This is a genomic window from Janthinobacterium violaceinigrum, assembly GCF_009208555.1.
Taxonomy (GTDB): domain Bacteria; phylum Pseudomonadota; class Gammaproteobacteria; order Burkholderiales; family Burkholderiaceae_D; genus Janthinobacterium; species Janthinobacterium violaceinigrum.
On the sequence record NZ_WFLI01000035.1, the window covers coordinates 13913 to 28069 of the forward strand.

The 14157-nt window shown below is 64.9% G+C and carries 10 protein-coding genes; 8 read left to right on the forward strand and 2 right to left on the reverse strand.

Going from position 1 to position 14157, the window contains the following annotated elements; all coding sequences use genetic code 11:
- The first annotated feature begins 60 nt into the window (after positions 1–60).
- The 8 genes from GCN75_RS22910 (at position 61) to GCN75_RS22945 (ending at position 13196) form a co-directional block, all read left to right on the forward strand.
- Positions 61–1401, forward strand: a complete 1341-nt coding sequence (locus GCN75_RS22910) for a winged helix-turn-helix domain-containing protein (RefSeq protein ID WP_226941524.1) — start codon at positions 61–63, stop codon at positions 1399–1401.
- Entirely contained in the window at positions 1398–2390 is a 993-nt protein-coding gene (locus GCN75_RS22915; RefSeq protein WP_152284451.1) for a DUF2804 domain-containing protein, read from the forward strand. The genes GCN75_RS22910 and GCN75_RS22915 overlap by 4 nt, the downstream gene beginning before the upstream one ends.
- A 118-nt stretch (positions 2391–2508) precedes the next feature.
- On the forward strand, positions 2509–5175 hold the full coding sequence (locus tag GCN75_RS22920; protein WP_193317616.1) for a bifunctional acetate--CoA ligase family protein/GNAT family N-acetyltransferase: 2667 nt from the start codon (positions 2509–2511) through the stop codon (positions 5173–5175).
- A gap of 114 nt (positions 5176–5289) precedes the next feature.
- Entirely contained in the window at positions 5290–5940 is a 651-nt protein-coding gene (locus GCN75_RS22925) for a hemerythrin domain-containing protein (RefSeq protein ID WP_152284452.1), read from the forward strand.
- Positions 5941–6117: 177 nt separating this feature from the next.
- Positions 6118–8697: a DUF349 domain-containing protein gene (locus GCN75_RS22930; RefSeq protein WP_152284453.1), complete on the forward strand. Its 2580-nt coding sequence runs from the start codon at positions 6118–6120 to the stop codon at positions 8695–8697.
- A complete protein-coding gene (gene moaE, locus GCN75_RS22935) occupies positions 8694–9167 on the forward strand; it encodes a molybdopterin synthase catalytic subunit MoaE (protein WP_152284454.1) in 474 nt (157 codons plus the stop codon). Before GCN75_RS22930 ends, moaE begins: the two co-directional genes overlap by 4 nt.
- Positions 9168–9288: 121 nt before the next feature.
- A complete protein-coding gene (clpB, locus tag GCN75_RS22940; protein WP_152284455.1) occupies positions 9289–11895 on the forward strand; it encodes an ATP-dependent chaperone ClpB in 2607 nt (868 codons plus the stop codon).
- A 185-nt stretch (positions 11896–12080) separates the two neighbouring features.
- Positions 12081–13196 carry a polyamine ABC transporter substrate-binding protein gene (locus GCN75_RS22945; RefSeq protein ID WP_152258493.1) on the forward strand — a complete coding sequence of 372 codons (1116 nt, stop codon included), beginning with the start codon at positions 12081–12083 and terminating at the stop codon, positions 13194–13196.
- A gap of 69 nt (positions 13197–13265) precedes the next feature.
- On the opposite strand, the gene GCN75_RS29860 is transcribed toward GCN75_RS22945, so the two are convergent.
- Together GCN75_RS29860 and sixA are read right to left on the reverse strand one after the other, a co-directional pair.
- Positions 13266–13391: a hypothetical protein gene (locus tag GCN75_RS29860; RefSeq protein WP_264372559.1), complete on the reverse strand. Its 126-nt coding sequence runs from the start codon at positions 13389–13391 to the stop codon at positions 13266–13268.
- A gap of 298 nt (positions 13392–13689) precedes the next feature.
- Complete coding sequence (gene sixA / locus GCN75_RS22955; protein ID WP_152258494.1) at positions 13690–14148, reverse strand: phosphohistidine phosphatase SixA; 459 nt, start codon at positions 14146–14148, stop codon at positions 13690–13692.
- Positions 14149–14157: the final 9 nt, after the last annotated feature.

The following is a 14157-nucleotide window of genomic DNA, read 5'->3' on the forward strand; positions in this document are numbered from 1 at the left end:
AAAAAAAAGATGCGACAGCATGAAAAAAATTCAGGAAAAAATGCCGGGCGCGGGACGGGAATGCGGTATCTTCCTGAAATGCCTGCCGACGAAGCGCGCCCCTTTTTTGAGGAAGAACCGACCTTGCCGACCCCGCCCGCCGCACCGATACTTCCGTCCCTGTCCCTGGCTGCCGCGCGCACGCTGCACCTGGCCGCGCAGGGCTTGCTGCAGGCGCGCCGCAGGAAGGCCGTGAAGGCCGACGTGCTGGCCGCCGTGCGCCAGATGGGCGTGCTGCAGATCGACACCATCCACGTGGTGGCGCGCAGCCCCTACCTGGTGCTGTGGAGCCGGCTGGGCGACTATCCGCAGCCGTGGCTGGAGCAATTACTGGCCGAGGGCGCGCTGTTCGAATACTGGGCGCATGAAGCCTGCTTCGTGCCCATCGAAGACTATGGCCTGTACCGCCACCGCATGCTCGATCCCGCGGCCATGGGCTGGAAATACTCGACCAAATGGATGGCGGAGCAGGGCGAAGCCGTGGCGGCCGTGCTCGAGCACATCCGCGCCAACGGCGCCGCCCGTTCGGCCGACTTCGAGCGCACGGATGGCCAGGCGGGCGGCTGGTGGAGCTGGAAGCCGGAAAAGCGCTCGCTGGAAGTGCTGTTTACCTCGGGCGTGCTGATGATCGCCAAACGCCACAATTTCCAGCGCTATTACGACCTGGCCGAGCGCGTGCTGCCCGGCTGGCACGATGGCTTGCTGCCGCCAGAAGCGCAGGTGCGGCGCCAGCTGCTGCTGGCCAGCGTGAAGGCGCTGGGCCTGGCGCGGGCCGGCTGGATCAGCGATTACTTCCGTACGAAGCAATCGCGCGCCAGCCTGGCGCACGATCTGCAGACGCTGGTGGACGAGGGCGCGCTGCTGCGCTGCACGGTGGCCGGCTGGGATGACGCCGTGTACGTGCATGCCGAGCATGAAGCACTGGCGCGCAGTGCGGCCGCCGGCAAGCTGGCGCCCACCCTGACGACGATCTTGTCGCCGTTCGACCCCGTCGTCTGGGACCGGCGCCGCGCGCTCGAATTGTTCGGCTTTGACTACCGGCTCGAATGCTATACGCCGGCCGAGAAGCGCCGCTATGGCTATTTCACCTTGCCGATCTTGCGCCGCGGCGCGCTGGTGGGACGGCTGGACGCCAAGGCGCACCGCGCGCAGGGGCGCTTCGAGATCAAGTCGCTGGCGCTGGAAGACGGCGTGCGCCTCAGCTCGCGCCTGGTGCAGGACGTGGCCGGCGCCGTGCAGCGCCTGGCGCTCTGGCATGGCTGTCCGCACATCGATATCGTGCAGGCGCAGCCGGCGCCGTTCGGTCAGCAGCTGGCCGAGGCCCTGCATGACGGCGGCCCCGGGGAAAGGCGGGCCGCATGATGCTGCCGCCGGCTCCTTCCCGCCTGCTCGACGCCGATGGCGTCCCTCATTTCGGCCGCTACACGGGGCAGCTGGACGCCTTCGACTGGTCTGCGCTGGCGCCGCCGCACGCGCGCGGCGCCGTCTGGCGATTGTTCCACCATAAACGCTGGCATTACGTGGCGCTGTCCACGCCCACGCTGTTCTGCGGCGTGGCCATCGTCGACCTGGGCTGGACCAGCACGGCGTTCGCGTATGCCTTCGACCGCCACAAGGGCAAGATCGTGGCCGCCTTTTCGCAGGATGGCGTCCCCGGCTTGAGCGCCACGGTGGCGCCGCATGCGGGGGCCAGCAGCCGTTTCCGCTTCCTCTCGCAAGTGATCGCCATCGAAGCGCAGCCGCAGCAGCGCTACCGCCTGCGCCTCGATTGCGGCCATTTCGGCATCGATGCGGAATTTGGCCCGCCCGTGGCGCCCACCCTGCTGGCCGTGGGACCCGTGGGCGAGGGCGGCAGCGCGCACGCCACGCAAAAGTCGGGCGGCCTGCCCCTGTGGGGCACCGTGCGCTGCGGCGCCATGGGCTACAGCTTGGACGACGGCGTGGCCAGCTTCGACTATTCGAACGGCTTGCTGGCGCGCGAGACGGAATGGCGTTGGGCGTCGGCGCACAGCCTGGACCTGGGGTTCAACCTGCAGGCCGGCTATTTCGGCGCGCATGAAAACGCGCTGTGGCTCGACGGCCAGCTGTATGCGCTGGGCCGCGCGCATTTCGACTTCAATCCTGACAACCCGCTGGCGCCGTGGCATGTGTGGACGGATGACGATCTGCTCGACCTGCATTTCAAGCCCGAGGGCGCGCGGCGCGAAGACAAGAACCTGTGGATCGCGGCCAGCCGCTACATCCAGCCCATCGGCACTTTCAGCGGCTGGGTGCGCGCCAGCGCGGACAGCCCCAAGCGCATCGTGGCGCAGCTGGCGGGGGTGACGGAAAGCCACCGTTCGCGCTGGTAGGGGTGCGCGGATTTTTCGTGAAATGCACGACAAGGTCAAATTTTTTTGGCAACGCATCCTATACACTGGCGCCTAGTCGCTCCGGCAATCCCGCTCCGGCAATCCATGAGGCCAGAACATGAGTATCCGTAATCTCGACAAGCTGTTCAAGCCAGCCTCGGTGGCCCTGATCGGCGCCACGGCGCGCGAACGCAAGCTGGGCGCCATCGCCCTGTACAACCTGCTCGGCGGCGGCTACCAGGGTGACATCTGGCCCGTCAATCCCAAGTACGACGAGCTGATGGGCCTGAAATGCTACCGCAAGCTGGCGCAGCTGCCGAAAGCGCCGGACCTGGCCATCATCTGCACGCCGCCCGCCACCATCACGGCCCTGATCCGCGAACTGGGCGCACTGGGCACGCGCGCCGCCATCGTCATGACGTCCGGCCTCGATCCCGTGCGCGAACAGTCGCTGCGCCTGGCCATGCTGAAGGCGGCCAAGCCCCACCTGCTGCGCATCCTGGGCCCCAACAGCATGGGGCTGCTCGTGCCGAAACTGGGGCTGAACGCCAGCTTCGCCCACGTGGGGGCGACCAGCGGCAAGATCGCCTTCGTGTCGCAGTCGGGCGCGCTCGTGTCGGGCGTGCTCGACTGGGCAAATGCGCATGGCGTGGGCTTTTCCAAGTTCATTTCGCTGGGCGCCAGCTACGACATCGATTTCGGCGACCTGCTCGACTACCTGGCGGGCGACGTCGACACGGCCGCCATCCTGCTGTACATGGAAGACATCCAGGCGGCGCGCAAATTCATGTCGGCGGCGCGGGCGGCCGCGCGCAGCAAGCCCGTCATCGTGCTGAAAGCGGGGCGCGCGCCCGAAGGCGCGGCCGTGGCGGCCTGGCATACGGGCGCGCTGGCCGGTTCCGACGCCGTGTACGACGCGGCCATCCGCCGCGCCGGCATGCTGCGCGTGTACTCAGCCGAGGAACTGTTCGACGCCGTGGAAACCCTCACGCACATCCGCTCGCAGCGGGGCGAGCGCCTGGCGATCTTGTGCAACGGCGGCGGCCTGGGCGTGATGGCCACCGATGCGCTGGTGGGCAGCGGCGGCAAGCTGGCCGAACTGTCGCCCGATACCGTGATTGCGCTGGAAAAAGCCTTGCCGCGCGGCTGGTCGCACGACAACCCCGTCGGCCTGCCCGGCGACGCGGCCGTGCAGCGCTATGCCGACGCCATCGTGCCGCTGCTCGACGAGCCGCAGGCGGACGCCTTGCTGCTGCTGCACGCGCCCACGGCCATGGTTTCGTCGATCGATATCGCGGAAGCCGTCACGCCGCTGATCAAGGCCACCTCGCGCACGGTGCTGTCGTGCCTCCTGGGCGGCACCACCGTGGCGCCCGCGCGCCAGGTGTTCAACCGGGCCGGCATTCCCACCTACGACACGCCGGAAAAGGCCGTGCATGGCTTCATGCAGATCGTGCAATACCGGCGCAACCAGGAAACCCTGATGCAGGTGCCGGCGCAGCTGCCCATGTCGGCCACGCCGCGCCGCGCGCGCGTGCGCGAAATCGTCGCCGCCGCGCTGGCCGCCGGCCAGACGGTGCTGGGCGAATGCCGCTCGAAGGAAATCCTGGCCGCCTACGGCATCCCCGTGGCCACCACGCGCATGGCGGCCGACGTGGAAGAGGCGCTGGCCGTGGCGGCGGACATCGGTTACCCGGTGGCGCTGAAAATCCATTCGCCCGACATCGCCCACAAGTCCGACGTGGGCGGTGTGGCGCTGGACCTGGACACGCCCGACATCCTGCGCACAGCCGCTGCGGCCATGCTCAAGCGCGTGCGCCGCATGCGTCCCGACGCGCTGATCGACGGCTTCACGGTGCAGCAGATGGCGCGCCGGCCGCAGTCGCATGAACTGATCGTCGGCGTGACGACGGACGCCGCGTTTGGTCCCGTGATATTGGTGGGGCAGGGCGGCATCGCCGTGGAAGTGACGGCCGACCATGCCATCGGCCTGCCGCCCCTGAACATGGTGCTGGCGCGCGACATGCTGGCGCGCACGCGTGTATCGAAACTGCTGGCCGGCTACCGCAACCAGCCGCCGGCCGACATCGACGCCATCTGCTACACCCTGATCCAGGTGGCCGAGCTGGTGGCCGACATCGGCGAGCTGGCCGAACTCGACATCAATCCGCTGGTGGCCGACGCCGATGGCGTGATCGCCCTCGACGCGCGCATCCGCCTGCAGCCGGGCCAGAAGAGCGACCGCCTGGCCATCCGGCCGTATCCGCAGGAGCTGGAAGAGCAGGTGACGTGGATGGGGCAATCCATCCTGCTGCGCCCCATCCGCCCCGAGGATGCGCCGCAGCACATGGACCTGTTCCACGCGCTGGACCCGGACGACGTGCGCCTGCGCTTTTTCACGTCCATGCGCGAGCTGCCCGTGTCGCAGCTGGCGCGCCTGACGCAGATCGATTACGACCGCGCCATGGCCTTCATCGCCACGCACACGGGGCCGGACGGCAAGCCGGAAACCCTGGGCGTGGTGCGCGCCGTGGCGGACCCGGACAATATCCACGCCGACTTCGCCATCGCCGTGCGCTCGGCCCTGAAAGGCAAGGGCCTGGGCCACATCCTGTTTGAAAAGCTGGTCGATTATTTCCGCAGCCGGGGCACGGAAGCGCTGGTGGGCGAAGCGATGGCGCGCAACAAGGGCATGCAGCGGCTGGTGAAAAGCTTTGGCGGCGAGGTCACGCCGTCGGAAGAGCCGGGCGTCGTCAACCTGCATATCGGGCTGCGCGCGCCCTGAAAAAACGCCGGGGGCATGCCGCGGGTTTGTGCAGGATCAAACCCATCCCTGTCGGTAGTCTTTACACTTTCACTTCCAGGATGATATATCCAGCGCGTTTACGGGAGTGAGTGCATGCTTACTGCAACATATATATTGGTTTCCCTGTCGGTGGAACAGGCAAGCATCCGCCTGAGTTTGTTGGCATTTCAAAAATACATGCATGTGCAGTTGCGCCAGCAGAGCAGCCTGAGCCTGACGCAGCTGCAGTACGCGGGCGACTGGCTGAGCCGGCTGTACCAGGGCGGCTACTGGCGCAAGGTGGAGATGTATCTGATTCCCGCCATACGCCAGGCCACGCCGCATGCTGATGGTTTGCTGGACGAAATCAATGGCTTGAACCATGCGGCGCTGGAAAGCATCAATGTCGTGCAGCAGCGCGCCGGCGCCGCCATCGAGCATTCCGAATTGCAGGCCGAGCAGCTGTGCGCGGCCATCGACGCCTTTTGCGGGGCCTTGCTGCAGCGCCTGGAAAAAGAAGAGCGCGAACTGTTCGCGCTGGCGCGCAAGGTCATCGTGGGCGAAGCGTGGTTTGCCATCGCCTACCAATTCCTCGCCCACGATGCGCGCGCGCAGGAAGCGCGCCGCGGCAAGGCGCAGGTGCTGCCGTTTGTCCTTCCGGCGCCGGGCACGCCTGACGGCGCCGCTGAAACCACGGGCAGCGCCGCTGCTGCCGGCGGGACCGCCGTGCCTGCCGTGGCGCAGCCCCTGCGCGCGCAGGCTTGAACGGGAGCGAGCGCACACCCCGTTCGCCCGTTCGCGCCGGGGCTGCCGCCCTGGTTTTGCGCTGGCGTCTTCATGGGAGAAATGTTGTATTAGTCATTTGGTAACTTGTACATACCTGTCCGATGCAATACCCCGGGCTTTGTTATGATGGTGGTTTTGATCCACGCGAAACCCGTCATGTTCGAATTTCTTTTCAAGCGTTCTGCCAGCAAGCCTTCCGCACCAGACCCTGTCGTGGCAGAACAGGCCGCCGCCTCGGCGCAGAGCGCATCGCGCCGCGCCGAACAGGTTGCGCGTGCCCATGCCGTGGCGGGCGACGAAGCCGCCGCCGCCGATTTTATCGTTGCCAGCGAATTTGCCGATGCCCGCCTGATCGCGGCTGAACACGTCCATGCCTTGCCCCTGCTGGAAAAAGTCCACCAGGCCATGCGCAACACGGACCGCCGCGTCGCCAAGCTGATGCAGGGCCGTATCGACCTGATCCGCCACCAGGCGGCGGAAACCCAGCGCGCCCAGGCCAGCATCGACACGGCCCAGCGCCTGCTGAACGATGACAAACTGAGCCCCAACCAGGTCGCCGAGCTGGATCGCCAATGGCAGGTCATCAAGGCCACGCCGGAACTGGCCACGGCCTTTGCCGCCGCACGCGCCGCGCTGGCTGCCCGCCTGGAAGCGCAGGTGCTGCTGCAGCGCGCCGTGATCGACGCCGTCGCTGCCGCCCGCGCACTGGCGGCCAGCGGCCAGGGCGCCGGGGAGTTGGCGCAGGCGCTGGCCCGCCTGGACGCGGACCATGCGCAGCATGCGCAATCGCCCGAGCGCGCATCGTTGCCGAAACACCTGGAAAGCGATTTTACGCAGGCGCGCGAGCAGGCCCAGTCCGCCTTGCAGGCGCTGCAGCAGCACCAGGCCGTGTTCGACGCGCGCCAGGCAGCGCTGGCCGACTGGCAGGCGCAGGACGCCGCCACGCTCGACGTGGACACCCTGAAACGCGCATGGCAAGCCCTGCCGCGCCTGCCCGAGTCACCGCTGTCCGACAGCCTGCAGCAGCAATTTGCGGCCGTGCTGGCCAGCGCACCGGCGCCCGTGCAGGCGGCAGCGCCGGCCGCCGCGCCGGGTGCGGCGGAGACTGCGCCGCGCAAGCCGCGCCAGGAACACGCGCCCGTGTCGAAGGAAGAGACGGAACAGTTCGTCAAGACGCTGGACGCCATGGAAGCAGCCTTGCAGGACGGCTTGCTGCACGTAGCGTCCGAACACGACAAGACCTTGCGCGATAGCAAGCACGGCCGTTTGACGCCGGCCCAGTCCGACCGCCTGGCCCACGTGCGCGCGCAATTCAAGCAACTGGCCGACTGGGCGCGCTGGGGCGGCAACGTCTCGCGCGAGGAATTGGTCAAGGCCGGCGAAGAGTTGCCGGCGCAACAATTACCGATGGCAGAGCTGGCCAAAAAGGTGGGCAGCCTGCGCGAGCGCTGGAAGTCGCTCGACACCTTGTCCGGCCCCGCGCCCAAGTCCCTGTGGGAGCGTTTCGACGCCGCCTGCAGCCTCGCGTATGCGCCGGCGGCCCAGCATTTCAAGCAGCTGGCCGAAGAGCGCCACGGCAACGCGGCCAAGGCCCAGGAACTGATCGCGGAAACGGCCGCCCTGGCAGCGGAAGAAAGTACCGACTGGAAGCATATCGCTTCCGCCTCGCAGCGTTTGCGCCAGGCGTGGACGCGCCTGGGCACCATTGACCGCAAGGAAAAGAAACGCCTGGATACGGAATTTGGCGCCGCCCTCGACGCCTTGTCGAAGCCGCTGGAAACGCAGCGCCAGATCGAGACGGCGCGCCGCGAACAATTGATCGTCGAAGTGGGCTTGCTCAAGCCGTCCGAGCGCAACACGGTCGACATGCTGAAAGCCTTGCAGGATAAATGGCAGGAACTGGCGAAGGCCCTGCCGCTCGAGCGCCGCGCGGAACAGGCGCTGTGGCAGCGTTTCCGCGCCGCCTGCGACGATATCTTCGCCAAGCGCAAGGAAACGGCCCATGCGGCCGACCACGAGCGCCGCGAACACCTGCACGCGCGCGTGGCGCTGTGCGCCAGCCTGGAAACGGCCGTCGTGCCCGAGGGCGACGACAAGGCGCGCACGGCCTTTATCAATCACTTGCTGCGCGACACGCGCGCCGCCTGGAATGCCACGGGGCCCGTGCCGCGCGCCAGCGAAGCGAATATCGAGCAGCGCTACCAGGCGGCTGTCGCCGGCCTGCAGGCGCAGGCGGACGCCATCGCCGAACGTGCGGGCGCGGCCCAGGCCAACGCCCTGCGCGACAAGCTGCGCCTGACGCAGGCGCTGGAAACGGCCCTGATCGAAGGCGATGCCGGCACGGATGGGGCCACCTGGTCCGAGCGCTGGAGCGCCTTGCCGCCGCTGGACGCCCAATACGAACGCAGCCTGCAGCAGCGCTTTGCCGCCGCCCAGGCCGCGCTGGGCGAGGGCGCTGCCGCCTACGTGCAGCAGTTGCAGGCCGGCCAGGCCCGCTTGCTCGATGAAGTCTTGCGCCTGGAAATCGTCGCCGGCGTCGACAGCGGCGCCGAATTTGCCCGCGACCGCCTGAAAATGCAGGTGGAAGTGCTGCAATCGTCGCTGAAATCGGGCCAGAAGCCGCTCACGCAAGTGTCGCAGCTGATGCAGCTGTGCGCTATTGCCGCTGCCACCGACACGCGCACGGCCAGCCGCATCGAAACCCTGCTGCGCCGCATCGGAGGCAACGTCAAATGAGCACTTCCGTCCGCGTCCAGCACGCCGATTTTGACCTCAGTCAAGAAATCGCACAATTGCGTGCAGGCAACCCCAAGGTAGGCGCCGTCGTCGGCTTCGTCGGCACGGTGCGCGACATGAACGAGGGGCTGGACGTGGCGGCCATGGAGCTCGAGCACTATCCGGGCATGACGGAAAAGTCCATCGAAGCCATCGTGGAGCAGGCGCGGGGCCGCTGGCCCCTGTCGGGCGCGTTGGTGATCCACCGCGTGGGTCCCTTGCTGCCGCAGGAACAGATCGTGCTGGTGGCCGTCTCGTCCGCCCACCGGGGCGAGGCGTTTGCCGCCTGCGAGTTCATCATCGACTACCTGAAGACGGAGGCGCCGTTCTGGAAGAAGGAAGACACGCCCGAAGGGGCGCGCTGGGTCGATGCGCGCGACAGCGACGAGACGGCCCTGGACAAATGGGCGACAAAAGCAAGCACCATTTGAATCGTGTCTGCCGCGCACGCTAGCATTTGCCCAAATGCAGCGGTTTTCTGCTTTGTGTATGCTTGAAAAGTACTGCCTCACCCCAATTTGGTTAACAACTAATTAACCGGGAGCGCTTTTCATGCGACAAGACAAACTCACTACCAAATTACAGGAAGCCCTGGCCGATGCGCAAAGCTTGGCTGTGGGCAACGACAATCCCTATATCGAACCAGTCCACCTGCTGACGGCCCTGTTGAACCAGGACGACGGCGGCGCCCGCTCGCTGTTGCAGCGGGCCGGCGTCAACGTGGGCGGCCTGTCCAAGGCCCTGGGCGCCTCCATCGAACGCTTGCCGAAGGTATCGGGCACAGGCGGCGACGTGCAGGTCAGCCGCGAATTCGTGGGTCTCTTGAACCTGGCCGACAAGGAATCGCAGAAGGCGGGCGACCAGTTCGTGTCCAGCGAAATGGTCTTGCTGGCCATGACGGACGACAAGTCCGACTGCGGCAAGCTGGCGCGCGAAAACGGCCTGACCCGCAAGGCCCTGGAAGCGGCCATCGAGGCTGTACGCGGCGGCAACAAGGTCGATTCGCAGGAGGCCGAAGGCCAGCGCGAAGCCCTGAAAAAATACACCTTGGACCTGACGGAACGGGCGCGCAAGGGCAAGCTCGACCCCGTGATCGGCCGCGACGATGAAATCCGCCGCACCATCCAGATCCTGCAGCGTCGCAGCAAGAACAATCCCGTGCTGATCGGCGAGCCGGGCGTGGGCAAGACGGCCATCGTCGAAGGCCTGGCGCAGCGCATCGTCAATGGCGAAGTGCCCGAATCGCTGAAAGGCAAGCGCGTACTGTCGCTGGACATGGCGGCCTTGCTGGCGGGCGCGAAATTCCGCGGCGAATTCGAGGAACGCCTGAAATCCGTGCTGAAGGAACTGGCCATGGATGAAGGACAAACCATCGTCTTCATCGACGAGATGCACACCATGGTGGGCGCGGGCAAGGCCGAAGGCGCGATGGATGCGGGCAATATGCTGAAACCGGCGCTGGCGCGCGGCGAACTCCATTGCGTGGGCGCTACCACCCTGGATGAGTACCGCAAGTACATCGAGAAGGATGCGGCGCTGGAACGCCGCTTCCAGAAAGTGCTCGTCGACGAACCGACCGTGGAAGCGACGATCGCCATCCTGCGCGGCTTGCAGGACAAATATGCGCTGCACCACAAGGTGGAAATCACGGACGCGGCCATCATCGCCGCGGCGGAATTGTCGCACCGCTACATCACGGACCGCTTCCTGCCCGACAAGGCCATCGACCTGATCGATGAAGCGGCGGCGAAGATCAAGATCGAGATCGATTCCAAGCCGGAAGTGATGGACAAGCTGGAGCGACGTCTGATCCAGCTGAAGATCGAGCGCGAAGCCGTCAAGAAGGAAAAGGACGAAGCGTCATTGCGCCGCCTGGCCTTGATCGAGGAAGAAATCGTCAAGCTGCAGCGCGAATACAATGACTTCGAGGAAATCCTGAAAGCGGAAAAAGCCGTGGTGCAAGGCAGTACGCACATCAAGGAAGAGATCGAGCAAGTCAAGCTGCAGATGGAGCAAGCCACGCGCGAGAGCAACTGGCAGAAAGTATCGGAACTGCAGTATGGCAAACTGCCGCAGCTGGAAGCCCAGCTCAAGCAGGCTGACAGCGGCATCCCGAAACTCGATCCCGACCAGCCGAAGCTGCTGCGCACGGAAGTGGGCGCCGAGGAAATCGCCGAAGTGGTGTCGCGCGCGACGGGTATCCCCGTGTCGCGCATGATGCAGGGCGAACGCGACAAGCTGCTGCACATCGAAGAGAAGCTGCATGAGCGCGTCGTGGGCCAGGATGAAGCGATCACGGCCGTGGCTGACGCCATCCGCCGCTCGCGCGCCGGCCTGTCCGACCCGAACCGTCCCTATGGTTCCTTCATGTTCCTGGGACCGACGGGCGTGGGCAAGACCGAGCTGAGCAAGGCGCTGGCGACCTTCCTGTTCGATACGGAAGAATCGATGATCCGCATCGACATGAGCGAGTTCATGGAGAAGCATTCCGTGGCCCGCCTGATCGGCGCGCCGCCCGGCTATGTGGGCTACGACGAGGGCGGCTACCTGACGGAAGCCGTGCGCCGCAAGCCGTACAGCGTGATCCTGCTCGACGAAGTGGAAAAGGCGCATGCCGACGTCTTCAACGTGCTGCTGCAAGTGCTCGACGATGGACGCATGACGGACGGCCAGGGCCGCACGGTGGACTTCAAGAATACCGTCATCATCATGACCTCGAACCTGGGTTCGCATAAGATCCAGGCCATGGAAAGCGATGATCCCGGTGTCGTGAAGCTGGCCGTGATGGCCGAGGTACGCTCGCACTTCCGTCCCGAGTTCGTCAACCGTATCGACGAAATCGTGGTGTTCCACGGCCTCGACGAGAAAAACATCGGCGCGATCGCGAAGATCCAGCTGAAGATCCTCGAAGAACGCCTGGCGCGCATGGACATGCAGCTGAGCCTGACTGACGCAGCCTTGCAGCAGATTGCCGAAGCGGGCTACGACCCGGTGTATGGCGCCCGTCCGCTGAAGCGGGCGATCCAGCAGCAGATCGAAAATCCGCTGTCCAAGCTGATCCTGGAAGGCCGCTTTGGCCCGAAAGACGAGATCCGCATCGATGCCCAGAACGGCAACCTCGTATTCACGGGCGCGCAGGTGGGGCTGGACAAGGTGTAATTTACCCCAAAGGCGAACAAAAGCCGGGGTCAGACCCGCCGGGTCTGACCCCAGTTCTACGCTGTGGGGTGTTGGCGCAAGCTAACATCGGCATAATCTAAAGCGGGGCGGTATCAGGCTAGACCTGATGCCGCCCTTCTTGTTATGATCGGTACTATTTTCTGACTAATTCCGGAGGCGGTACGATGGCAAACACATGGCAAGCAGGGCGGCGCATTGGAGTGGGATTGACCTTGGCGGCGGCCGTGCTGGCATTGCCTGCTCACGCCCAGGAAGAGAAGGTCTTGAACATCTATAACTGGTCCGACTATATCGGCGACGATACGATCAAGAATTTTGAAAAGGAAACGGGCATCAAGGTGCGCTATGATGTTTTCGACAACAACGAAATCCTCAATGCGAAACTGGTGGCGGGCAAGTCCGGCTACGACATCGTCGTGCCGACGGCCCAGTGGGCGCGCCTGCAGATCGATGCGGGCTTGCTGCGCAAACTCGACAAGAGCAAGCTGACGAACCTGGGCAACCTGGACCCCAGCCTGCAGGCCAAGCTGTCGAAGATCGACCCGAACAACGACTACCTGGTCGACTGGCTGTGGGGCTACACGACGGTGGGCATCAACGTCAACAAGGTCAAGGCCGCGCTGGGCGGCATGCCCATGCCCGACAATGCCTGGGACCTCGTCTTCGATCCGAAATATGCGGCGAAGCTGAAATCGTGCGGCGTATCCTTCCTCGATTCGCCGTCGGAAGTGCTGCCGGCCGCTCTGCAATACCTGGGCAAGCCCGCCTACTCGAAAACCGCTGGCGACTACCAGGAAGCGGGCAAGGTGCTACAAGCGATCCGCCCCTACGTGACCCTGTTCAGCTCGTCAGGCTACATCAATGACATGGCCAACGGTTCCGTCTGCGTAGCGCTGGGCTGGTCGGGCGACATCAACATCGCGCGCCAGCGCGCCATCGATGCGAAAAACGGCAATGTGATCCAGGTGCTGGTGCCGAAGACGGCCGCCCTGATGTTCGATACCATGGCCATCCCCGCCGACGCGCCCCATCCGACCAATGCGCACCTGTTCATCAACTACATCCTGCGCCCGCAAGTGCATGCCAGCCTGAGCAATAAGGTGTTCTACGCGAATCCGAATCCGGCCAGCATCAAATATGTGCGCAAGGACATCGGCGAGAACAAGGCCATCTTCCTGTCGGATGCCGACAAGCAACGTATGGCTGCGCCGGAAGCGACCACGGCCGATATCCGCCGCCTGATGACGCGCATCTATACGAAGTTCAAGACGGGAGTGTAAAAACAAGGATGGCGCGAGAGACGGACTTGTGGCCGTCGCTGGCGCCATGCGATATTGCCGAGGTGAACACTACTCGTGGTAGCGGTCCAACAGCTTGTGGTGACTGCCGCGCATTTCTTCGATCAGTTCAAAGGCGACGAAGCCGATGATGGCGGCGAAGATGGCGATGAAGAGAAAAACGAGGAAGGTTAACATGGTCTTTCAGCCGCCGTTGGACGGCTGTCCGCTGGGTTGCTCAATGTGCCAGAGCAGCGCTCCAACACGTAGTTGATGCAATTAAACTCTAGCAGATCGGCAGCGCTTTGCAAGGCTGCTGAGTTGTAATTTCCACCAGAATTTGTCCCAGCGCACTTTTTGCGCATTTCCCTGCTTGACCACCCTCATTGGACCACCAGGTCATGCGCCATCACGGCCTTCAGATAAACACTGATCGGGCCGCCTGGTTCGCGTTGCGAGAACCTGTCCATCCTTGCGTTGGCCTTGCGCATTTCCCCTATTTCACCACGAGGTCATGCGCCATCACGGCCTTCAGATAAACACTGATCGGGTCGCCTGGTTCGCGCTGCGAGAACCACCACGCGCTGGCCTTGCGCATTTCCCACTCCTGCTCTTCGCCCGTCAGCAGCAGGGCGGCCGCCTGGCCCAGGGTGGGCTGGTGGCCGACGATGAGCACGGTTTCCTTGCCGCCGGGCCAGTTGGCCGCCTTCAGGATGTCTTCCGCCTCGGCGCCGGGCGCCAGTTCCGGCATCAGCTTGAACTTGCGGCCCAGCGCTTCTGCCGTTTGCAGGGTGCGCAGGGCGGGGCTGACGAGGATACGGCAGTTTTCCGGCAGTTGCGAGCCTAGCCATTCCCCCATGCGGCGCGCCTGTTTCTGACCTTTGACGGTCAGGGCGCGTTCGAGGTCGGGGACGCCCGGTTCCGCTTCTGCGTGTCGCCACAAGATGAGATCCATGCTGTGCTC

Coding starts and splice junctions, on each gene's coding strand:
- GCN75_RS22915 (WP_152284451.1), top strand. CDS start 1,398: ATGATGCTGCCGCCGGCTCCTTCCCGCCTGCTCGACGCCGATGGCGTC.
- moaE (WP_152284454.1), top strand. CDS start 8,694: ATGAGCACTTCCGTCCGCGTCCAGCACGCCGATTTTGACCTCAGTCAA.
- GCN75_RS22910 (WP_226941524.1), top strand. CDS start 61: ATGCGGTATCTTCCTGAAATGCCTGCCGACGAAGCGCGCCCCTTTTTT.
- clpB (WP_152284455.1), top strand. CDS start 9,289: ATGCGACAAGACAAACTCACTACCAAATTACAGGAAGCCCTGGCCGAT.
- GCN75_RS22920 (WP_193317616.1), top strand. CDS start 2,509: ATGAGTATCCGTAATCTCGACAAGCTGTTCAAGCCAGCCTCGGTGGCC.
- GCN75_RS22930 (WP_152284453.1), top strand. CDS start 6,118: ATGTTCGAATTTCTTTTCAAGCGTTCTGCCAGCAAGCCTTCCGCACCA.
- GCN75_RS29860 (WP_264372559.1), bottom strand. CDS start 13,391: ATGTTAACCTTCCTCGTTTTTCTCTTCATCGCCATCTTCGCCGCCATC.
- GCN75_RS22925 (WP_152284452.1), top strand. CDS start 5,290: ATGCTTACTGCAACATATATATTGGTTTCCCTGTCGGTGGAACAGGCA.
- sixA (WP_152258494.1), bottom strand. CDS start 14,148: ATGGATCTCATCTTGTGGCGACACGCAGAAGCGGAACCGGGCGTCCCC.
- GCN75_RS22945 (WP_152258493.1), top strand. CDS start 12,081: ATGGCAAACACATGGCAAGCAGGGCGGCGCATTGGAGTGGGATTGACC.